At 49.0% G+C, this 21615-nt stretch carries 15 protein-coding genes and 4 pseudogenes; 6 read left to right on the top strand and 13 right to left on the bottom strand.

Annotation, left to right across the window (positions count from 1 at the left end; all coding sequences use genetic code 11):
- Positions 1 to 480: 480 nt before the first annotated feature.
- The 3 genes and pseudogenes from ACIDITHRIX25_RS76450 to ACIDITHRIX25_RS76445 all read right to left on the bottom strand — a co-directional run bounded on the left by ACIDITHRIX25_RS76450 (position 481) and on the right by ACIDITHRIX25_RS76445 (position 1475).
- The gene (locus ACIDITHRIX25_RS76450; RefSeq protein ID WP_201733029.1) at positions 481 to 897 is read right to left on the bottom strand and encodes an HNH endonuclease signature motif containing protein; all 417 of its coding nucleotides are present in this window, start codon (positions 895 to 897) and stop codon (positions 481 to 483) included.
- Positions 873 to 956 (bottom strand): annotated as a pseudogene (locus ACIDITHRIX25_RS000000104385) (hypothetical protein); the annotation flags it as partial. The gene ACIDITHRIX25_RS76450 and the pseudogene ACIDITHRIX25_RS000000104385, both read right to left, overlap by 25 nt.
- Positions 957 to 1016: 60 nt before the next feature.
- Positions 1017 to 1475 (bottom strand): reverse transcriptase domain-containing protein, encoded by a 459-nt coding sequence (locus ACIDITHRIX25_RS76445; RefSeq protein ID WP_201733028.1) that lies wholly within the window; start codon positions 1473 to 1475, stop codon positions 1017 to 1019.
- Between the two features lie 237 nt (positions 1476 to 1712).
- Here ACIDITHRIX25_RS76445 and ACIDITHRIX25_RS76440 point away from each other — a divergent pair, with 237 nt between their 5' ends.
- Entirely contained in the window at positions 1713 to 3920 is a 2208-nt protein-coding gene (locus tag ACIDITHRIX25_RS76440; RefSeq protein ID WP_201733027.1) for an IS1634 family transposase, read from the top strand.
- 63 nt (positions 3921 to 3983) lie between these two features.
- On the opposite strand, the pseudogene ACIDITHRIX25_RS76435 reads toward ACIDITHRIX25_RS76440, so the two are convergent.
- From ACIDITHRIX25_RS76435 to ACIDITHRIX25_RS76410, 6 genes and pseudogenes are all read right to left on the bottom strand, one after another.
- Positions 3984 to 4516: pseudogene (locus ACIDITHRIX25_RS76435) on the bottom strand (reverse transcriptase N-terminal domain-containing protein); the annotation flags it as partial.
- A gap of 46 nt (positions 4517 to 4562) precedes the next feature.
- A complete protein-coding gene (locus ACIDITHRIX25_RS76430) occupies positions 4563 to 4826 on the bottom strand; it encodes an integrase core domain-containing protein (protein WP_268749167.1) in 264 nt (87 codons plus the stop codon).
- 154 nt (positions 4827 to 4980) lie between these two features.
- A complete protein-coding gene (locus tag ACIDITHRIX25_RS76425) occupies positions 4981 to 6021 on the bottom strand; it encodes a tyrosine-type recombinase/integrase (RefSeq protein WP_201733026.1) in 1041 nt (346 codons plus the stop codon).
- On the bottom strand, positions 6018 to 6551 hold the full coding sequence (locus tag ACIDITHRIX25_RS76420; protein WP_349632169.1) for a tyrosine-type recombinase/integrase: 534 nt from the start codon (positions 6549 to 6551) through the stop codon (positions 6018 to 6020). Before ACIDITHRIX25_RS76420 ends, ACIDITHRIX25_RS76425 begins: the two co-directional genes overlap by 4 nt.
- 419 nt (positions 6552 to 6970) lie before the next feature.
- Entirely contained in the window at positions 6971 to 8176 is a 1206-nt protein-coding gene (locus ACIDITHRIX25_RS76415) for a tyrosine-type recombinase/integrase (protein ID WP_201733024.1), read from the bottom strand.
- Positions 8177 to 8314: 138 nt separating this feature from the next.
- Positions 8315 to 8935 (bottom strand): annotated as a pseudogene (locus ACIDITHRIX25_RS76410) (IS3 family transposase); the annotation flags it as partial.
- Positions 8936 to 9494: 559 nt separating this feature from the next.
- On the opposite strand from ACIDITHRIX25_RS76410, the gene ACIDITHRIX25_RS76405 reads away from it, so the two are divergent.
- Both ACIDITHRIX25_RS76405 and ACIDITHRIX25_RS76400 read left to right on the top strand, forming a co-directional pair.
- A complete protein-coding gene (locus ACIDITHRIX25_RS76405) occupies positions 9495 to 9656 on the top strand; it encodes a hypothetical protein (protein WP_160291920.1) in 162 nt (53 codons plus the stop codon).
- A gap of 30 nt (positions 9657 to 9686) precedes the next feature.
- Positions 9687 to 9920: pseudogene (locus ACIDITHRIX25_RS76400) on the top strand (helix-turn-helix domain-containing protein); the annotation flags it as partial.
- Here the strand turns inward: ACIDITHRIX25_RS76400 and ACIDITHRIX25_RS76395 are convergent.
- The gene (locus tag ACIDITHRIX25_RS76395) at positions 9906 to 10241 is read right to left on the bottom strand and encodes a hypothetical protein (RefSeq protein WP_201732758.1); all 336 of its coding nucleotides are present in this window, start codon (positions 10239 to 10241) and stop codon (positions 9906 to 9908) included. The pseudogene ACIDITHRIX25_RS76400 and the gene ACIDITHRIX25_RS76395 overlap by 15 nt on opposite strands.
- Between ACIDITHRIX25_RS76395 and ACIDITHRIX25_RS76390 the strand changes: the two genes are divergently transcribed.
- Together ACIDITHRIX25_RS76390 and glgP are read left to right on the top strand one after the other, a co-directional pair.
- Positions 10225 to 11880 (top strand): putative transposase, encoded by a 1656-nt coding sequence (locus ACIDITHRIX25_RS76390; protein ID WP_201733023.1) that lies wholly within the window; start codon positions 10225 to 10227, stop codon positions 11878 to 11880. The genes ACIDITHRIX25_RS76395 and ACIDITHRIX25_RS76390 overlap by 17 nt on opposite strands.
- A 1296-nt stretch (positions 11881 to 13176) precedes the next feature.
- Entirely contained in the window at positions 13177 to 15765 is a 2589-nt protein-coding gene (gene glgP, locus ACIDITHRIX25_RS76385) for an alpha-glucan family phosphorylase (protein WP_201733022.1), read from the top strand.
- A gap of 564 nt (positions 15766 to 16329) precedes the next feature.
- On the opposite strand, the gene ACIDITHRIX25_RS76380 is transcribed toward glgP, so the two are convergent.
- The 3 genes from ACIDITHRIX25_RS76380 to murA all read right to left on the bottom strand — a co-directional run bounded on the left by ACIDITHRIX25_RS76380 (position 16330) and on the right by murA (position 19797).
- Positions 16330 to 17106, bottom strand: a complete 777-nt coding sequence (locus ACIDITHRIX25_RS76380) for an enoyl-CoA hydratase/isomerase family protein (protein ID WP_052605017.1) — start codon at positions 17104 to 17106, stop codon at positions 16330 to 16332.
- A 180-nt stretch (positions 17107 to 17286) separates the two neighbouring features.
- Positions 17287 to 18234, bottom strand: a complete 948-nt coding sequence (gene meaB, locus ACIDITHRIX25_RS76375; protein WP_201733021.1) for a methylmalonyl Co-A mutase-associated GTPase MeaB — start codon at positions 18232 to 18234, stop codon at positions 17287 to 17289.
- 279 nt (positions 18235 to 18513) lie between these two features.
- Positions 18514 to 19797: a UDP-N-acetylglucosamine 1-carboxyvinyltransferase gene (murA, locus tag ACIDITHRIX25_RS76370; protein ID WP_052605022.1), complete on the bottom strand. Its 1284-nt coding sequence runs from the start codon at positions 19795 to 19797 to the stop codon at positions 18514 to 18516.
- A gap of 143 nt (positions 19798 to 19940) precedes the next feature.
- Here murA and ACIDITHRIX25_RS76365 point away from each other — a divergent pair, with 143 nt between their 5' ends.
- Positions 19941 to 21458 (top strand): MFS transporter, encoded by a 1518-nt coding sequence (locus tag ACIDITHRIX25_RS76365; protein WP_201733020.1) that lies wholly within the window; start codon positions 19941 to 19943, stop codon positions 21456 to 21458.
- Positions 21459 to 21615: the final 157 nt, after the last annotated feature.

Below are 21615 nucleotides of genomic sequence, written 5' to 3'. Positions count from 1 at the left end.
GTTGAATCCAGACCTTACTTCGTCGTGTGATATAAATCAAAGAGGTCGTATACCTGCTACAAGGAGATGACAATCTCGCTGCACTGCTAAAGATAAATAGCGGAACTTAGCCCTCAAGGATCTCCTTTTTAGAGGAGATCCATGAGGGCTATAGCGATTGTGGCATGGGGCATTAACCAAAGAGTATTATCCAATCAAGACGATTGCGACGCATTAGTAGTGTCCCAACATTAGACCTTTAAGGCTACTAGCTGGGAGAATGGGTTGAATTTTGGAAAGTTTGGCTACGTTCTAGGAGACAATTGCATAATGCAATTGCCAAGGCTTCACGTTCCCTTCGGGTGCTCCAAATTGTCTATTTGGGGGTTGAAGCCTAGTCGGATAGGCACGACTCATTGCTGAGCCGTGCCTACTAAGAACCTAGCGGGCAACTTTCATCGCACTAGGCTCAAGCCTTATGAAGGCCCTTTTGGAACCCGGTCATATAGCTACCAATTCTTTGGCGTTAATATACCCGTGACAGCTTTGGTGGACTAGGACCCGGTTAGAAAACGTGTCAGGTCCCCCGAGTGAACGGGGAACTATGTATCGAAGCGTCCATCTCGTTTGAGATGTGATCGCTTCGTTGTTGTTTTGACAGTTTCCATCTCGTTCACGCCAATGGCGGGCTAGCTTCTTTTTCTCCGCAGGGTTTGTGGTCATTTGACGACCGATGCGGTCCTCAAAGTATGCATCCCACTGGGGATCGAAGGGATTGGCGTCGCCTTTGATCTTGACGTGTCGAACAATAGCCCTATCGCTGGCTTTTACCAGTGTTATTACCTTGTCGTCTTTGTCCTTTACGCTAAATACCCAATTCCGGTTGCCGATGGTCATGAAGTACTTCTTCTGGTCCATTTGGTTCCCTTGTTGGGGTGGCGTCTTTTTGCCCATTGCCATAGCATTATCCATATCTCGTGATCTAGAGAGGAAAAGGCTTCCTTGGCAAGGGCATGGCGATGATAGTTCGCCCAGCCCTAGATCACCGGGTTCAGTTGCCGTATGAGACTTTCCTGCTTAGCCGTCTTGTTAGAGGAGATGATCTGGCATATTTTAGATTTAACCGCAGCCATGTTGTCCTTAGAGGGCCTTTGCAGAAGCTTTCCCTTGTACTTTCGGAAGTTCCAACCCAGGAAGTCAAAGCCATCAGCAATATTGGTGATATTGGTCTTTTCCGGTGAGGCCATGAGACCACGCTCCGCCATAAAAGCTTCTATCACAGGTTTCACCTGGTATTCCAACAGCTCTTTAGAGATGCCGGTGACGATAAAATCATCCGCGAATCTTACCATGTTGACCTTGCGACCTCGAAATTGCTGCTTGAGCAGTGTTTTAAGACCATCTAGTGTCAAATTTGCCAATACTGCTGAAACTGGGCTCTCTTTCGGTGTCCCGAGGTCACTCAGAAAGAGCCTTCCTCTTTCTTGAGTATCCAACCTTTGGCCACTCAATCAGAATCGCTTTGTCCATAGCCCATCTTTCGCAGATTTCCCGAAAAATCGCCCTAATTGGTCCCTTTTGAGGGGATTTTGGGCGATTTTCGACTTGGGCGATTTATAGATTCCCTGGTAGATGGGTATTAGGTCTTTTTGGGTCGCGAATGTAGTGTCCTAATTTTTGAGTAGTGTTGATTATGACTTGCATTAGCTCTGACATGGTGCTATTGTCTTGTTGTGTTTATCCGTGAAACTCCAACAGTTAATAAAAAGACCGGCGTTAGCTACAGTAAGTACCAACTCGTTGAGTCCTACCGCTGTGAAAAAGGTCCCCGTCAACGTATAGTAATGACCTTGACCGAACTGGACCTGGATAAGTCATTGTGGCCAGCTCTGGCCAATGCAATTGCCCAGAGACTCTCTGGAGTAACCTCACTCTTTGAATCAGATCCTATTATTGCCAGATACGTCGATCTAGCAATCACTAAGTATGCAATTCGTTCCGAAGTTGCAGCCGCTAAAGAAACAAGAACTACTGAGGCTGACCTTGAGATGGTGGATCTCTCTAGTGCTAAGACTATCAATAGTAGAAGTATCGGTCCAGAACTCATAGGAAACTCGTTCTATGAAGCTCTTAGCTTCGATAAGATCCTAGAGAGTGCAGGTCTATCGGGTGAATCTCTTGGCATTGCCAAGGCAACGATAATAGCTCGTCTTATTCATCCTGGATCTGATCGAAAGACGTATTCGTATATCAACTCCAACTCTTCATTACCTGAGATATGTGGTATCGATCTCTCTAAGTTTCACAAGGATAAGGTCTATGCAATTGCAGATAAGCTCTATGACGCTAAAGGCGTCATAGAGCCAGCACTCTATAGAGCTAGCTCTGATCTCTTTAGGACGAATACCAGGCTCTTTCTCTTTGATCTAACTAACACCTACTTCGAAGGTTCTACTAAGGGGAACTCCCTAGCTAAACATGGACATTCCAAAGAGAAGCGTTTTGATTGCACATTAGTTTCTCTGGCACTACTTGTTGATCACAGGGGACTACCCATCTACTCAGAGATACATGAGGGCAATACCTCTGAGCCTAGAACTCTCATTAGCGTACTTGATGCCTTGGAGTCTCTATCGGATGGATCTCTCTTTGGGGATGTTGTTCCTACCATTGTGATGGATAGGGGAATTGCTACCAAGGCAAACCTAGAACTTCTCATTAAGCGCAATCTCAACTACGTAGTAATTGAGAGAGCTAACAAAAAGAGCCTCTATCGAAGCCATTTCATGGAGATGGAAGGCTTCACCGAGATCTACGATGCCCAAGGATCCCCAGTACTGGTGAAAAAGCTCCAAGTGGAACCACAAAAGCCACAAGGACAAGTGAAAACACAAGTACAAGGACAAGTGCAAACGCTAGAAGAAGACACCGGCACTGACGACAATAACAGTTACACCACCTCCGGCAACACTAGCAACAGTATCATCAAGAGCGACAGCAGCACCGACACTGACGACTATATCCGTAATGGTGCCACCGGCAACAATATCAGCGACAGCACCGACACTGATACTAACGCCACCTCCATCTCCTCCTCCTCCATCTCCTCCTCCATCTCCTCCTCCATCTCCTCCTCCATCTCCTCCTCCATCTCCTCCTCCATCTCCATCTCCTCCTCTTCCACCAACAACAACACCACAACCGTGGTGTTGTGTCGTTCTTTGGGGAGATCCAAGAAGGAATCAGCGATCTCTAGTCAAGCTAATGAGAGATTCTTAGTAGATATCACTTCGTTGAGTACCTCAATCACAAAGGGTTCTATATCTAAGACCACAGTTGTCTCAGAGCGTATCGGACGCATCAAGGCCAAGTACCCAAGTATTGCTTCCAAATACGAGATATCCCTTGAATATCATCAAGACCATGGCAAGATCATCAAAAAGAGACGCTTTGACAAAGTAATCAATCTCACTATTACAGAAAAACCCACTAAAGCCAAAGATGATAATCTCCAAGGAGCCTACGTTATAGATACCAGCCATAGCGAGCTAGATGCAGGTGAGATCTGGAATATCTATACGACTCTCACTAAAGTAGAAGATGCCTTTAGATCCCTCAAGAGTGATCTTGGACTTCGACCGGTCTATCATCAACTAGCTAGCCGAACTGCTGCTCACCTCTTCATCTCAGTACTTGCCTATCACCTCCTTAGTGCTATTGAGCTGACCTTGAGGCAAAATAACGATAAGAGAAGATGGTCAACCATCAAAGAGCAACTCAACAGTCACCGCCGAGCCACCATAGTTCTTACATCAGATAAAGGCGTCGTCTATCACATCCGCACTAGTGGTGTTTCTGAGCCGGTTCACAAAGAGATCTACCGTCTCTTAGGAGTTAGTGATCCCCTTAAACGGATAAAGACCATTGCGACGCATTTGTAGTGTCCCAACGTAAGACCACATACTCAACTAGCTGGGAGAATAGGTTGATTTTCGGAAAGATGGGATAGGGATATTGACGATTATCCAGTCGTGGCTGATATTGTCAAAGAAGCCTTTGATGTCGCCCTCAAGTATCCACTGTGCCCGGTTGCAGTTCGCCAGCACGATAAAGCACTGTCCGGCCGCATCTTGCCTTGAGCGGGCGGTACGAAATCCGCAGCAGTTCGGATCCTCCAATGTCTCTGCGATGGGATCGAGTGCCAGCTTATATAAAGCTTGGAATGCTCGATCACCCATTAGGGGAATTCCCAAGGGACTCTTCTTTGGGGTTTTTCTTGGCTATGTAGATGCGTCGAAGGGCCAAAGGCTGATAGCCCCGCTGCGTCACCTGTGTTATGGCATCTGTCTTTGATTTGGGTGTTGACCAGATTATCTTGTCTACACCCGGGGTTTTATTGCCTTTATTGGTTGTCACCCTCTTTATGGCAAGTGCCTTGCCGCTAAATGAGTGAGTAAGCAGATGTTGAAGGGCTCTCGCCTTGTTCTATTTGCCTTGGATGTCTAGCCTTTACGATGCGGGCTTGCAGCCTCTTGACGTTACTGTTGAGCTTTGAGGTTACCCATAAATAATGGACACATTGACTAGGCCGCCTTGGCGGACTCCAATAACGTTAGTTCATAACCAACCGGTGAGACGTTACCGATCTTCGAATAGCGCCTTTTATGGTTATAAAAGTCCATGTAACCCCTAATCCCAGCCTTCAACTCGGACATATTTTCAAATACATGGCGGTAGAAGTACTCGTGTTTGAAGATCGACCAGAACGATTCAGCGGTTGCATGGTCGTAGCAAGATCCAGTTTTATCCATTGACCGGATAATGCCATTCTGTTCACAGAGTTCCACGACGCGACGATCGGTGAATTGGCTCCCGCGATCGGTATTATGCCGAATTCGGCTTAATAGCGATTATGCCGAGGTTTTCATTTAGCCGAGAAATTATAGTTATACCAGCGTAGTCGTGGCTTACTGAACAATTTCTCGGCTTAATGTTTCGGTGCTATCGCAGGCTATATAAGACCTGAAGCCTTTCTTCAGTGAGGACGTTCTCGTCGACAACGTCGAATACAGGGGTGGCAGCGTCGACGGCTTGTCGCATCATATCCATAGTTGCAAAAGCGTAGAACGCTGCGGTGGTGGAGGTATTCTCGTGACCGAGCAGACGCATGATAATTGGCAGCGGAACACCTTGGCGGTAGAGGTCCATAGCTTTGGTCTTGCGCAGCATGTGGCAATGTATCGTTTTGGGGATGCTGGGACAGTTCAAGCGGCCACTTCGGGCGGATTCTTTCAAAATTGCCGCGGCGGTGTCGACCGATAGCCCCATCGATAGCCCCTGGTGGAGGCTATAAAACAGCGGTCGTGTCGTAGGTTGTCGAGCCGAGTTCGTGTGGAACTCTGCGAGATAGACCCCCAAATGATCGATTGTCTTTTCTGTTAGCGGTACGATTCGGGTTTTGTTCCCCTTTCCGGTAAGAGTAACATGCCCAGGCGGCCCAAGAGACAGGTTTCCTAGTGTCAGGGCCGTGATCTCACTCACACGAGCTGCGGTATCGTAGAGAAGGATAAGGAGCATCCGGTTTCTACGTGCTTTCGCGGTCTTGCCAGTGAAGGCACAAAGTATCGCCCGTGTCTCAGGTTCGGTTAGATACTCGATTGGTTTTTTGGGGCTGGCAGGTGTTCGAAGTGTCTTGGCTGCCTGGCTAAGCGCTACGAGGGTCAGTTCTTCTTGGGATGAGTAGGCCAGGAATGCTTTGACCGCGCTGAGCCTCAGTGCAATGGTATTGGATGCGTAGTTTTTGTCTTTCGCCATCCAGGCCAGCCACGCTTTAAGGTGAGCTCGATCGAAATGGTCGAAGCTGACCACTTCACGTTCGACATGTTCATTGGTTGCTAAATAGCTCAGAAAACATTCCAGGCTGATCCGGTAGGCTTCAATCGTCTTTGGCGAGCACTTTCTCACCGTGGACATGTAGATATGGAGGTAATCCCTAGCAAAGCTCCAGAAGTTCGGGGCGTCGGTGTTTGGATAGCGTTTCATTCGAATCCCACCTCCGGCAGTAGCGACCGGCTCTTCTGAGTGATCTGGGCGTATGATCCCATGAAGTCAGGAGAAGTGTGAATGTAGTAGTAGGTGCTATCGAAAGTCGCATGCCCCATATAGCGCGACAGATATGGCAACATAGCGGTGACGTCCTTTCCTTGAGCCATCCATTTTTCGATGTTGGCGTAGGCGAAATGATGCCGGAAGTCATATGGTCGAGGCTGCTGGCCACATGTCGGTCTCTTCAGTGCGGCCTGATCCCAGATGCGGTTGAATATTGTTCCGACCGTTGCAGCTGTCACCTTGATGCCATTACTAGAGACAAAGAATGTCTGGCGGGACGGGCCAAAGTGTTGTTTCGATATCCCTTCGCACGCGGCGAGAATCTCAATGACTTCGCCGGTCAAGGGGAGCCTCCGACTGCGGTTGCCCTCAGACCACAAGATGTCGATGTGGCCGTCATGGAGGTTGACATGCTCACTCAGAAGAGCGCGGGCTTCACCGGTTCTGATTCCACACGAGTGCATAAGCGCGAAGAACGCAACCGCTTGCCATCGCCATGGGGACTGCACCTCAAGCTGAGCCGCAGAGCTGAAGAAACCTTCGATCTCGTGGCTGGCCATCAGATAGGGGTGAGTTGGAATGAACGAGGCTTTCCATTTATCAGAGAGCACGTAGGCATCTTTGTTTCCATGCGCCACCAGCCATCGGCTAAAGTCCCTGATGTAGGACATCCATGATCGATAACAGCTCGATCGTTCCAGTTGGGCGGTCACCCACCCTTCGACAGTGGCACGCTCGAAGACCCTCAAATCATGTTCAACACAATAAGCATCAAACTTCTTTAGGTAAAATATCCGAGAGTTCCCATAGCAGCCCATATTTTCCTTGAATACAAGGTACTCCTCCAGTTCTGTAGCGAACGCACTAGTGAAACCGTGCCCGGTCATGATCGCGCACCTGTCGGAACTGGAAGTACGCACTCTCTGAGATGGTCATCATCGACACTCATATAGAGGTTGGTCGACTCCGGGTTCGCATGGCCGAGTACGGCCGATATCGTGGCGAGAGGGACATAAGCGCGCAGTAGCCTGGAAGCGGCGTTATGGCGCAGAAAGCTGGTCCCGGCCTTTATGTCGGTGACTCCGGCCTTGCGAAACGTTTCCTTCGTCACACGGTAGATCGAGGAATGATCGGACAGTTTGGTGTGCGGCGCCACACAGCGCAAGAATACGTGATCATCGTTTGAGTCGGGCCTTTCATCAAGGATGTAAGCACCGAGTTTGGAGGTCACCATTACTGTCAACGGCAGCGTCAGAGGGTTATGCGTCTTTTGTTGAATAATGCCGATGGTCCGTTCCCGCCAATTGATATCTATCAGTCGCAGAGCCACGATGTCACATGCTCTTAGTCCCGTCGTAAGTGCAAGTAGCGTGATGGCGCTATCGCGTGCACTCACTATCTTCGACATGCATGCCTGCACGAGAAGTTCTTGGTCGTGGTCGCTGAGAACGGGAAGGATCCTATGAGAACGCTTAACTCCGGTTAGATTCACCGCGTCGATTAAGTCGCCGCGGTTTATGAAAGTCAAAAATGGACGGAAGTTCGATACAACCCAGAACAGAGAGGACTTCGCCCATCTATCTAGCAAAGATTCGAGGAATTCAAGAATACTAGCGGCATCAGCTCGCTCGAGACTGACCACTCCACGGTCTTCTAGGAATACGAGAAAGCTGCGAGATATCCGACCATAGGCAGAGCGCGTCGCCAATGCCAGAGCGCGATCTGCCATATCTGCATCCCACGCTGCGATCAGCCTAGAGAACTCGCTAGTTGCCGGTTGGCGCCCACCACCGCCACGTGTACGCATTGATACGTCTACATGCCCACTCTGTACATACGAGTCAAATACGCCTACGATCCGACCGAAGTCGAACCGGCGTTGAGCACTAAAGTGGCCAGTGCGCGGACTAGTTGTCATCGAAGCAAACTCGGCCCCTAATGAGAGGGTGTAGAAACCGCCTCGTTCCTCGACGAAGTCAGCCAGACGCTTGATTGTCTTTTGGTAGTTACCAATCGTCGAATTCATGTAACCGGCCGAGCGCAGCTCTGCAACCACCACTGCGCCAATCTTTGTGACCGTCGTATCCATAACCGTCTCCTTTCTAAAGACATATAGATACGACTGATAATAACGATAATCAACCGAAACATTAAGCCGAGAAATTGTTCAGTAAGCCATGACTACGCTGGTATAACTATAATTTCTCGGCTTAATGAAAACCTCGGCTTAATCGGTATGAAAAATTGCGCCTTGGATATCGTCTCCCCTGAGGGATATTGACTGCTGGAGCGCTTCAATGACAAGGCTTGTCCTCATGTGGCGATCGACAGAATATCCAAGCACCCTGCCGGAGTGCTCATCACGAATGGCACAAAGGTAGGCAAAGCCCTCTCCAACTCGCAAGTAAGTGATATCTGAGGTAAGAACGGTATTTAGATATCCCTTGTCGAAGTCACGTTCGACGAGGTCGCTGGGATAACAAGCCTTAGGGTCAGCGGTAGTGGTCTTGACCTTGAATGACCTCGGGGAGATACCCTCTATGCCAAGATTTCTCATCCGAGTTGCAACACTATTTTTGCTTATTACCTCCCCCCGGTCGTGTAGCTCGGCGGTGATTCTTGGGGAACCATAAGTTCCATTAGATTCCCTGTGAATGGAGATAATCTTCACCTCAAGGTCATCTCTGGCTACCTTGGCATCGGCTGGGTTCTCTAACCGATGTAGCCAGGCATAGTAGCCAGATCGAGACACTTCAAGTAGTCGCGCCATCCGTGATATTTCAAAGTTGGCGCACTCCGCTTCCATCAAGGCAAATCGCCCTCGTTTGCTTGCTTGGCTGCGAAGTACGCGATTGGCTTTCCCTCAGAACTCATTATCTTTTTTGAGCTCTGCCATCTCACGACGAAGCTTTATGAGTTCTCTTCTTTCATCAGTACTTAGTGGTCCTTCACTGACACTAGATGCTGCCTCTAGACGTATTCGTTCATCTTTTACCCATCGATACAGTGCTTCTTGAAAAATAGATAGCTCACTCGCAACTTCTGGAATGAACGTGGCGGAATCTATAACTCGATGAGTGAGCTTCGTATCTTGAACTCAAGGGTGAATTTACGCCTTGTTGCTCCCATGATGACATCCTTTCTACCAACAATCTATGTTGGCTTAACAGGTGTCCACTAAATCTGGGTAACCTCACTTCGACCAATCGATCTTATCCCAATCCGTTTCGTCAGTAGGGCCACACGTGGCGTTAGCCATGTTCATTTGCCTTCCTAGTCTATGAGGTTCTATGAATTCAGGCCTCCTGACATGGTACCCAGCAAGTTTCTGTAAATTAGCCTCTGAGCTGGATAAATAATTCTGCAGGTGACCTGTTTCGGAGCTTGAATATGATATAATTGATGAGATGGAAACCACCTCAGGCAACCAGAATTCCGGGCTGATGATCGGTCAGCCACCATTGCCACTGGTTCCCAAAGAAACCCTCCCAATCGGTGATTCTGCTGGCATCTACGAAGACGAGCGTGGAGGTGCGGTCTTTATCTGGGGCAATGTCGTCTACACCTAGGGACCGGGTGACGAACCCCTTCGGCGACTTGCTGCAGTGCAACTTGTAGAAACTGGCGCTTCACGACCGATTGATGTTTCTCGTGCGTTTGAGATCAAACCCAATGCCTTGTGGCGTTGGCGCAGAGACTTCGCAGAATTCGGTCTAGCCGGCCTCATCGATGCGAAGAGAGGTCCGAAGTCACAGCGCCTAGTAACCCGAAGAAGTCTCTTCCTACATCAAGGAACTGCGGCTCGACGGAAGAACGATTCAGTCGATAACTGATGAGCTCGGTATTTCTACCTGTCCGGCCCGCCAAGCACTTGGCCGCCTTGGTCCGAAATCGAAGGTATCAGCGGTAATCGATCCGTCGGATACAGGTGATCTGGATGAAAGAGACACCGAAGGTGACGAGATAGAGCTTGCCCGTGCAATCCATCCGTCGACAGATGACATAGAGAATGACTCTTTTGCAGAAGCCGAGCTATCTTCTGAAACTGAACTATCTTCTGAGACTGAGCTATCTTCTGGTACTGAACTATCTTCTGAAACAGAGCTATCTTCTGGTACTGGACTTCTTCCGGTTCCATTGCCTGAACCACGCACCAAAGAACGAGTCCTTGCCCGCTTTGGTCTTCTTGAAAGTGCAACGCCTGTATTCACCCAAGGTGCTGGACTAGCGAGGCTGGGATCACTGTTGATCCTTCCGACATTGGCACAGACTGGACTCTTTAGCTCGGCAAAGAAGACTTATCACAGCCTGTCTGACGGTTTCTACAGCCTGAGTGCAACGATTCTCACCATGGTCTTTCTAGCGGTCTTTAGAGAGCCACTCGCAGAAGGTGCAACCCGTATCCCACCCTCAGACCTCGGTCGACTCCTCGGACTCGACCGTGCCCATGAGGTAAAGACCATCCGACGAAAGTTGAGCGAGATCGCAGGACCTAACAAAGGATCTGAATTCGTAAATGCCCTTAGTGAGTATCACGCAGAACAAGATCCCGACGTAATGGGTTACCTCTATCTCGATGGCCACGTCCGAGTCTATTCAGGGAAACGAGACCTACAAAAAGCACACGTGACCAGAACCAGGATTGCAGCACCAGCAACCGTTGAGACCTGGGCGACCGATCAGAGGGGTGACCCTGTTTTTGTCGTGACCTCTGAACTTAGCGCCTCATTGGTCTCGGAGATCAGGCGCCTACTCCCATCACTCAAAGCCTTGGCAAAGGGCCACACGATGACCGTGGTGTTCGACCGTGGCGGATGGTCACCAAATCTGTTCGCAGAAATGGTCCGAAACAAGATCGACTTTGTCACCTACGTCAAAAACAAGCGCACGAAAGAGCCAGATGATGCCTTTTTCGAAGAGTCCTTTTCTGAGGATGGCGTTTCATACCTCTATGAGCTGGCTGATCGGAGTATCTGTCTGAATCTCACAAAGGAAGTTGACGGCCAAAAGACCCTTAGCTGTCGTCAGATCACCAGACGTAGGGAAGGTGGTCGCCAAACCCAGATAGTAACCTCCCGCACCGATGCCAGTGCGTCAGAGATAGCTCATCGTATGTTTGCCCGCTGGCGTCAGGAGAACTACTTCCGTTATGCAAGAGAACACTTCGCACTCGATGCACTCGATTCCTACAGTTTTGTAGGAGACGACCCTTTTCGCATGGTCCCAAATCCTGCGAAAAAGAGAGCCCAGGCTGAATTACGCAAAGCACGTCTCGCCCTATCTCAGGCAGAAGCAGCGATAGGTATCGCACTCGAGGAGTCGAAGCGGACATCTTTGGTGAAGTTCAAGACACAAAATGCAGAACTCACAGCAATAACAGAAAAGGCACGAAGCGAAGTTGACCGCCTCGGCCAGGAGGTCCATGATATCCCCACCCGAGTACCACTTAGTAGCATTCGCCCAGAGGCGGTACTCATGGACGAGGAGAGAAAGCTCGTGACTCACGCAATCCGCATGTCTACCTACAAAGCGGAGTCGGCTTTAGCCCGCATGATCGCACCCATCTGTCCGATGGACGAGGCGAGGGCATTGCTACGTGAAGCATTCAATTGCGCTGGTGATCTCCAAATCGTCGATGGAGCACTTGAGATCCGGATCGACCCGTTATCTGCCCCTCGACGCACCAGTGTACTTGTTTCATTGTGTGAACAACTTACGTCCTCAAAAACCTGCTATCCGAAGACCAATTTGGTCATGCGATTCTCGGTCAAAGATCGACCTGGCATCTCCTGAACTTTATCCCCCATGTCAGGCGCCCTGGAGTCGGAAGCGGTGTCGGTATTTGTTTCTTGAGCACCAACTGTAAAGGAAATTAAAACGGTTTAACCTGAATCCACAGAGAAGTCTGCTTGGCTTCGCACCTGGTAATGTCTCAACAGGTAATGTCTCAAGGTGTATCTGTCTCTTTACAAGAGCGCGTTTCGCTTTGCCTCCAATTGAATATTCCACCAATCCGTATGCCCGCATTCCCATCGGCCTTCCTTGTAGTTGGCTTGCCCAATTGCTTGGGCGGAGATAGCGACTTAGAAATGTTCCACCGAAATAACATACGCTGGGGTTAGGGCCTGCCTTTTCACAGAAGGAAATTGTTGTCAGCGCGCATCTATAAGACAATGATTCGACCGTTCCAGATAGCTTTTGGTCTAAGCCCATCAGCAACTTTGGCTTGTTTGCAATAACGATCTTTAACCAGCAGTTCACATATGTTGCTCATACCCAGCTATGCCTACCTCCATGCTGCCTGGTCCTTATTGCCTGGTCCCTTATTGTCTGGCCCCTTAGGGCCTTGTTGCTGGCAGTGTCGGCTTCACCTCACGGATTTGGCCTATGAGATTCCCCGCGGGTACTTTTCCGACAGCTCCATACCAGAGAATTACTCCTCTGGCATGTGTCGGTGGGCTTTGCCAGCTGAATGACAAGCTCCTCTTTTTCGAAGCGTTAAGTTTGGCGCCCTCATGTCGCACGGAGACAATTGCACAATGCAAAATTAAGTTATTTTGTGTGGTATTTTTTGACTCGGATTGCGCTTGCTATGCCTTGTTTGGCATTACGCGGAGTTTAGAATCCCTAACGAGTAAAAATCCACTTATTCAATTGTCTCCTTGGCCATAGTCAAGATCGATTATCACCTGGTCTTGCTATGTTTGGAATGGGATTTCTAAGTTTTAGGTGGTTCGGTCACATGGTGTTGAGTAGTCCCGAGGCCAACTAAGGGCTGTTTTTGAGATGGGCGACACCAAGGGTCTATTTCGGGTACTTGTTTTAGTGGCTGTTCTTAGGGGTAAGGTGGGCTCTGTTTTGTTGGCGAAAAGCGATTTGGGGTGAATCCAGCTATTTGGAAGCTTTGGTTCGCTTGAGGAATGTGAGATGGTCAATAATGGATTTGTAGAATAACGGGCCTTTTCAGTGGTCTTTAGTATCATTGAGACCTAATTGAAATCTAGTCTTGTGCGCACTTGAGATGTAAACGCTTTCATGGCTATCTCTAAAGTGACCTGGAATTGGTTTATGCAGCTTATGTTGTAAGGCATGAAAGCATCTCATGTCTTCAACGTTGGCTCGAAACTGCCCGAGCTTTTATTGCCCCTGAATGAAATTGTTGGGAACCTCAGGTGGTCGTGGCACGTTCCGTCGGCGGAGTTGTTTCGATGGATTGACCCGGAACTTTGGGAGTCGACCAAGAGAAATCCTGCGGCGCTCTTGGATCGTGTGCCAATGGCTCGCATCGCCGAGTTGGCTTCAGACCCTCGATTTGTAGAGCAATTGAATAAGATAGCTGCCGATTTGAGGCGTCATCGAAGTTCAAGTGGATATTTTCAAATTAAGTACCCACACGAGAATCTTCAGGTGGCTTATTTTTCTCCGGAATTTGGTATTACCGAGGCTCTACCACAATATTCTGGTGGCCTTGGCGTCTTAGCGGGTGACCATTTGAAGTCAGCATCTTCGTTGGGAATCCCAATCGTAGGGGTTGGTCTATATTATCGTGATGGTTACTTCTCTCAGTCGCTTCGATCAGATGGCTGGCAACACGAGACTTATTCTCACGATCCTGACACCGATCGACTTGTATCGAGTGACCCAAGTCATCGATTTGAGTTGCCGATAGGCAATGACTCTCTGACTGTAGCTATCCGGATAGCTACAGTGGGCCGTATTACCCTTTTACTTTTAGATACTGATCTCGAGGTAAATGAGGTGCCTCTGCGCAATGTGAGCGATCGACTTTATGGAGGGGATAGAACCCACCGATTACTTCAGGAGATTCTTCTTGGGATTGGTGGAGTACGAGCACTAGACGCTCTTGGAGTACGCGCTGACGTCTTTCATATGAATGAGGGCCATGCAGGCTTTTTGACGCTAGAGCGCATTCGAAAGTTTAGAGCCAGCGGTCTCAACATGCAAGAGGCAATCGAGGCCACTCGTGCCACTACGATGTTCACCACTCATACTCCAGTTCCGGCAGGTATTGATCGGTTCGATAGAGGATTGATCGAGACCTACTTGGGGCCGTATCTAAAGAGCATGGACCTTGACCTCGATGAGTTTCTTGCACTTGGATCGGCGGGTAGGGACTTTGGGAGCGACGAGTTCAATATGGCTCATATGGGGCTGCGCCTATCAGGTAGGGCAAATGGGGTCTCGAGGGACCACGGTTTTGTCTCGAGAGAGCTGTTTAGCGACCTTTGGCCACAGCTAGATGTGAGCCAAATTCCAATCGAGCACGTGACCAATGGGGTACATGCTAGAAGTTGGACGCTGGCAAAGATAGACGAGCTGCTCTCAAAGACGCTATTGGACTCCTGGCCCGAGGCTGACGTCAAAGAGTACGATCGATTTCTGGAGGTCAATCCTCTAGAAATTGCTAGTGCGAAACGCACTGCCAAGATGGTCTTAGTGGATGCGATCGAACGGCGCCTAAAAAAGAGCGACTATAAGGTTGCGCGTGATGGTCAAAGCACTCACAGCGTCTCGATTACGCCTGACGCTTTAGTCATTGGATTTGCACGACGTTTTGCCCCCTACAAAAGAGCAACCCTCTTGCTGAGGGATAAAGATCGCTTGCTGGCAATGCTTCGAAATAGTGAACGGCCCGTTGCCTTTGTATTCGCTGGAAAAGCGCATCCCGCTGATGATCCTGGCAAGGAGATGATCGCGAGCATCTTGAGCTTTGCTAGAGATAATGGCGTCTCAGACCGCTTTATATTCGTTCCCGATTATGACATTTCGATCGCTCGATCTCTATATCAAGGCGTTGATGTCTGGCTCAATACCCCTCGTCGACCACTTGAAGCATCAGGTACCTCAGGTATGAAGGCGGCTATGAATGGAACTCTAAACTGTTCAATTCTTGATGGTTGGTGGTCTGAATGCTATGACGCCAAGAACGGCTTCGCTCCGACATCTGCCCCTGATGGCCTTGATAACAACGAGATAGATGCATATGAGACTGCCAGCATCTTTGAGACCCTTGAAGAAGAGGTTATACCCCTTTACTTCAACAAGAATGCAAATGGCGACCGGCTTGCATGGTATGAGATGGTTCGCTACTCGATGGCCAGCCTCGTACCCTATATATCTGGCGCTCGTATGGTGAAAGATTATACTGATGACTTTTATGTACCTCTAGCTCGACGTTCAGAGCGGTTGTTTGAAGATGATTTTGCTGGAATAAAGGAACTTACTCAATGGAAGGCCAAAATTCGAGCGGCTTTTGAGAATGTTCGGATTTACTCATTTGATGTGGTGCCAGGCTTGCCAGCCGAGGAATCGAATGATGACGATGGTGGCTCGAGTGATCTACGAGAATTACATATCGAGGTTAGTGCTGAGGGACTAGCTGCGCAAGATCTACGGGTCGAAGTCCTTTATGGTCCGGTTCTTCCCGGAAGTACAGAGTTTGCTCGTTACGAAACCTTAGAGGCGACTTTTACTGGTTCCTATATGACAAGCCATGAACTTTCACATGGAAAAGATGAACAGCCAACTGAGGTCAATCTATATAGGGCTGCCTTTGACGCTAAGGGGGGCGGAACCTTTGGCTATCTAATCCAAGTCTTTCCATCGAATCCCAATTTGGCTAAGGAGTTTGAGATGGGGCTGAGAATACACAGTTAGATTCTTCGGATTGTCAAAAGACGGCTCCGTAAGATTGCTTGCGAAGTCTATCTTGATGGCCATAGAGGTTGACTCGGATTCTTTGTGACTTATTTCTAACTCTGCAATAAGGAGCGATCTATCGCCTCGATGACACCTTGGGGCGATCGCTAGATCGGTTCAGGTTTTTTATTTAGCCGCTAATGAGCATCGATGTGAGGCTTGGCCCGTTGGGCTCTGTAAAAATAAAGGTGAAGACAGGGCCAGGGAGTCCGAAGGAGCCGATCGGTCATGATCGCTAGCGCCTCTTTGTCTGAAGGTATCAAGAGATAGCGCCTCTAGGGAATCTTTGATACGATTTGTGATTGCGCTGGTCCCAAAACTCCTTGGTAAGCGCTGTAGAGGGATATCGATAGAACTGCAAATGGATCCTTACCCTTAGGTGTCCAAATCGGCGGTGTCTTTTTGATTGCGGATAATCATTAGGTAACCGGTAGCTAAATTATTGTCTAGCTAGAATATGGCGGCGGGGCTTCTATCGATCTTTTCGCAGTCTCATTGGTCAGCCCCGCCGAATTCAATCGATCATTCGCCGGTAAATTGGGCCTTACCTGGACCGTTTTCTAGAAAAGATGAGACGCCAATTTCTGAATCCTTTGTGGTAAAGGATTCAGCGAATAGTCGCAATTCGAGGCTTAGGCCATGGTGTAGCGAGTCTGATAAGCCAAGGTCAATAGCACGTTTTGCCAGACCAATGGAGGCAGATGCGCCTTGGGCCAAAGATTGCGCCCACTCCATGGCAGTTTCAAGGAGGGTTTCTCTCGATGGGGCAATCCTGTCGATCAGTCCAATCGACAAAGCTTCTTGGGCATTTACCTGCCGGCCGCTAAAGATGAGGTCCTTTGCCCGGGAGGAACCGATAAGGCGAGGAAGGCGTTGTGTGCCGCCTCCGCCGGGAATTATTCCAAGGAGGATCTCAGGCTGGCCCATTTTAGCTTCAGGTGAAGCCACTCTAAAGTCACAAGCCAAAGCCAATTCGCAACCGCCTCCGAGGGCAAAGCCACTAATTGCGGCAATAGTAGGTCTGGGAATGGCCACAATTGCATCTAGTGCCTTATGGAAGAGACCTCCGATATGGAGAGCTTCGACTGGCCCTCCGAAGCGCGATATATCGGCACCAGCGGCAAAGATCTTTTCGCCGCCCCAGATAACAAGTGCCCGGGGTGGCCTTTCCCGCAACTCTTGAGCGACCTCTAGCAGTTCTTCTAGCAGTTCAGGCGAGATGGCATTTGCCTTTGGCCTATCTAATTTGATGACGCCAACCTCGCCGATGCTTTCGTACTTAATCAGTTCGTTCTTCATTGATGATCATCCTTTTATAGTAGGTCTATCGAAGTCAAAGTTTCGAGAGAGATCTTCGGTGCCAATGGGTAATGACCCTTGGGCTTACTTTATCTAGGTAGCGCGTGGTGAATTGTCAAAGTATATAGCCAAAGCTCTTGCGCAAAGGAGTCGAATAATAAATCATTTGAGGATCCCATCTCAGGTTACGGCTGCCAGAAGCAAATTAGCCAGAGTGCGAGGATCGATGGTTCCGGCATCCATTGACTCTAACATTTCAAGGGTACCCTTATTCTTTAGGAGGAGATCGACCTTGTTTGAGATCATTGCCTCTAATATTCTCGATAGTTCGTTTCTGGTTCGAGTCGAACGCCTTTTGTCTGTGAGGCCCGATCGCTTCGCATAGTCTCGATGGGAGCAGATTGCATCCCACGCCTCTTCGCATCCTTTTTTGTCAGCTGCAACGGTTTCGACTATAGGTGGGCGATAGTCGCCCAAATTGGATAGATCTAACATCCCTTCGAGGTCACGGCGAGTTTCACGAACGCCGGGCCGGTCGGCCTTGTTGATGATGAAGACATCGGCTATCTCCATCAACCCCGCTTTGTTTGCCTGAACCGCATCTCCCCACCCTGGGTTCACCACGACGACTGTGGTATCGGCTTCGCGGGCGATTTCAACTTCGACTTGACCTACCCCAACGGTTTCAATGATTACGCTTGGAAAGCCAACTGCACCCAAGAGACGGGCGGCTTCTGGTACAGCAACTGAAAGACCCCCCAGATGGCCCCTGGTCGCCATCGATCGAATGTAGACCCCAGGATCGAGCGCATGTTCTTGCATCCTTACCCGGTCCCCCAGAATTGCTCCCCCAGAAAACGGTGAAGATGGGTCGATTGCAATTACACCGATCTCTTCTCCGTGCCCTCTAATTACTTCAATTATTGAGGAGGTTAATGTAGATTTTCCGGCGCCCGGCGCACCTGTTATTCCAACCGTATAGGCATTTCTATGACTCCTAAAGGCGAATGAGGCTATCTCGTCGCCTTGTTTTTCGCCTCGTTCTATATATGAGATCGCACGCGCGAGACTGGGTCTATCGCCATGACAGGCACGGTCGAAGAGTTCTTTGGGGTCTCTTTGTCTCAAATTCTGCTACTCTCCATAACCATTAATGGAACTTTGGGGCTCTTTGGATCTTTCCATGCGAACCTTGTCCCTTGGGCTGCATTGATCTTTAGCCAGATGAAGTCGAACTGCTATGAATCAGTGCAATCTCGTTACCTTTTATAGTTTAGCCAATAGAGCTATGCGTTATAAAACCTCAAGGAATCTATCTATGCCAATGGGCTGAGACGGCTGTGCTTGGGCCCAGCAACCAAATGTTGAGAGGTAAAATGGACTTTAACCTTTGATTAGGCTGATGGATTAGGCCGACTTGCTCTCTTCGACTAGTTCGACCGATGCTCCAAGGTCAGAAAGACGTTTAGCTAGAAACTGATATCCACGTTGTATGTGAGATGCTCCAATAACCCTGGTTTCACCTTCGGCAGCGGTTGCAGCTACCAATAGCGCAGCTCCTGCTCTAATGTCTGTAGCCTTCACGGGAGCCCCAGATAGGAATGCGACACCGTGGATTGCCACGTGATGGCCTGAGGTGGTCATATTAGCCCCCAAGCGACGAAGTTCATCGACATATTTGAATCGTCCCGAAAATAAATTTTCAGTAACTATCGAATCTCCGTCGGCACATGCGAGCATTGAGACCAGCAGCGGAAGATAGTCTGTGGCAATGCCAGGGTAGGGAAGCGTCGCTATGTTTACTGCATTTAGTCGTCTCGATGCCTTTACGACAAAGCCATCATTGTCTATCTGAAAATCAAGGCCAGTATCTTTGAGCTTGCGTACCAGCATCTCCATGTGGGCTAATCGGGCTCGACGAATCATAACTTCGCCCCGGTTCATAGCTACAGCCGCAATTGCGGTAGCTGCGTCTATGCGGTCTGGTACAACTATGTGGTTTGCAGGACGAAGTTGCTCTACTCCGTCAACTGTTATCGTAGAGGTTCCCAAGCCGCTGATATGTGCCCCCATCGAATTTAGCATCATCCCTAGGTCAATTACTTCGGGTTCTCGTGCAGCATTGTTGATGATGGTGTGTCCTGGCGTTAAAACTGCAGCCATTAGAACGTTATCGGTTCCAGTATGACTTGGAAACTCTAGCGATATCTCGTTAGATGAGAGGCTCGGAGCTTCTGCTTCGATATAGCCATGGGAACTGGTGAACTTTACACCGAGTTCTGATAGCGCCTCTAAGTGCATGTCGATGGGACGATGGCCAAAGTCATCTCCTCCAGGCATGGAGATTTTGGCTTTTCCAAGACGTGCAATTAGTGGCCCAAGGACGGTTATTGAGGCTCTAATCTTTTCGACTAATTCATAGTCCGCCAATGGAAGAATGTCATCGGCGGAAGGCGTGGAGATTACTAGGTGATCGATGCTTGCCCACTCGCTTTTGATTCCCATCGAAAGAAGAAGTTCCGCCATGATCTCAACGTCAACTATGCGTGGAACGTTGTAGAAGTGATGTTCGCCTGTGGCGAGAATTGTTGCAGCCATCTCTTTGAGAACTGCGTTTTTGGCGCCTTGAACTAAAAACTCCCCAGAGAGTGATTGGCCGCCTAAAACCCTGAAATAACTTTCGTTTGCCACGATATCAAAACCAGTTGTGAGAAGTAATTGTATTGTTTCCCGGTACCCAAAGGCGCCAGGAAGGTAAATGTCAAAAGATAGTCTAGGTTGTAGTCTCGGATCGAGCAGATGCCCCTTAAGAGAAATCAGTTTGTGGGAATTAAATGTCACGTAAAGTTGTCTTGAGCGACGAATTCGAACTATCGAAGGAAGAATTCGAGGCAATCCTAACGCCAAGGCGCGGATTGGTGGCCGAATTAGAACAGGGTTATGGCTACTTTGTGGGAGATAGTGGCTTGGCAATCGACTACGAGCGTCGTCTAGAGGTTGCCATTGAGGCTGGTTCGGACCTATATCGAGTTCGACAGAAGGTCTCTTACAGGGTCTCTCTCTTGGGTTTTGGGTCGCTTGTTGCTCGTTCGATTCGTAAACCTCTAAGGTCCAAGAATCCCGATATCAAAATGCCCATTTGGCTACCTCCAGATCCAATCGATGCAGATGTAGCTAAGGGGTTGATACGCCTACTCTTTATCTCGATTACTGTTGCATATTTTGCAACTTTGCTTGGACAAACATTGACCTTCTCTGCTAAGGAGTTCGCTTCGTCGGTTCGTGTTCAGGCATCGATCTTATTCTTTTCGCGCTTTGATATAGTCTTTGGCTTTGCCTTTCTCCTTTTTGTACCAAGGGCTGGAAGGATCCGTGTCATTCGAATTGCGTTGGTCTTTGGAACTATATTTACCGTAGCTAGCGCGCTCTCTCCTTCGATTTTGTGGCTTGGAGTATTTCAGGTGCTAGCCAAGGGGACCACTGCAGCCATTGCGGTGTTGATCACTATCTTAGCGTCAGAGGCTGTGGCTAAAAGACAACGTGCCTGGGCGTTGGCGCTCCTGATAATTGGCACGGCAATTGGAGCGGGACTTTGCGATCTCTTGCTGCCCATAGCGGGCATCTCGAATTATTCCTGGAGAGTACTTTATCTGATCTCCTTGCCGCTTGGCATCTTTGGGGTGGCAGTCTCATACTCGATTGCCGATAGGTACTTCAACAGGGTCGCGAGCTCGAGTGACGAAGTAGTGGTCCGCCCAAGAGCCTCGATGTCGAGATCTAAGCTGATTCTCGCTTCGGTTGCCGCATTTTTGACCAATTTTTATCTCATCCCTACCACACAATTTAGAAATGAATACCTTCGAACTCAGCGCCACTTTAGTGCCTCTGCAATTGGCCTCTTTGTGGTTCTGACCAATATCCCCGGTTCAATTGGCTTGGCTATAGGCGGGAGGTTGGCAGAGACAAAAGGGCGACGTATAGTGGCGTCAGCTGCAATAGTGATTGGCGGTGGAGGATTAGCTCTTGGCTTTGTCTCTAGCGGAATCGGACTTTGGGTCTGGACTATTTTAGGTTCTGCTATCGTTACTGCGGTGGTTCCGAGTCTTGGGGTCTATCAGACCGAGCTTTTTTCGCCAGCCTCACGCAGCCTTGGAGGTGGTATTGTGACAGTAGCTTCAAGGGTCGGTTCGGTGCTTGGTATTGCTTTCGTTGGTTACTTTGCGACATCTATCTCAATTGGTACATCGGTTGCACTTTTGTTTTTCGGTATGGTGCTTCTGGTGCCAATTCTGTTCCTTTTCTTTCCAGAGACAAAGGGGCTTGTCTTGGACGAAATTACCCAGAATGACTAGCCTTCAACTTGGGTGGCTACCATCGTAGCCAGTCAAAATTAGAAGATGGACCCCGGTGTAAAGTAGGGTTTTCTTGCCCTGTTAGCTTCCTAATTTGCACTTTAGTGAGAGATCTATCAAGTACAATTGTATCAATTTTGATCTTTTAGGTGATTCT

Source organism: Acidithrix sp. C25 (genome assembly GCF_904848545.2).
This window is presented reverse-complemented; position numbering and strand designations above follow the sequence as displayed.

What these genes read in the sequence shown, in the direction of transcription:
- ACIDITHRIX25_RS76450 (WP_201733029.1), bottom strand. Translation starts at nt 897, where the DNA reads ATGGACCAGAAGAAGTACTTCATGACCATCGGCAACCGGAATTGGGTA.
- ACIDITHRIX25_RS76425 (WP_201733026.1), bottom strand. Translation starts at nt 6,021, where the DNA reads ATGAAACGCTATCCAAACACCGACGCCCCGAACTTCTGGAGCTTTGCT.
- ACIDITHRIX25_RS76420 (WP_349632169.1), bottom strand. Translation starts at nt 6,551, where the DNA reads ATGCACTCGTGTGGAATCAGAACCGGTGAAGCCCGCGCTCTTCTGAGT.
- ACIDITHRIX25_RS76415 (WP_201733024.1), bottom strand. Translation starts at nt 8,176, where the DNA reads ATGGATACGACGGTCACAAAGATTGGCGCAGTGGTGGTTGCAGAGCTG.
- ACIDITHRIX25_RS76405 (WP_160291920.1), top strand. Translation starts at nt 9,495, where the DNA reads ATGGAAACCACCTCAGGCAACCAGAATTCCGGGCTGATGATCGGTCAG.
- glgP (WP_201733022.1), top strand. Translation starts at nt 13,177, where the DNA reads ATGAAAGCATCTCATGTCTTCAACGTTGGCTCGAAACTGCCCGAGCTT.
- ACIDITHRIX25_RS76380 (WP_052605017.1), bottom strand. Translation starts at nt 17,106, where the DNA reads ATGAAGAACGAACTGATTAAGTACGAAAGCATCGGCGAGGTTGGCGTC.
- ACIDITHRIX25_RS76365 (WP_201733020.1), top strand. Translation starts at nt 19,941, where the DNA reads ATGTCACGTAAAGTTGTCTTGAGCGACGAATTCGAACTATCGAAGGAA.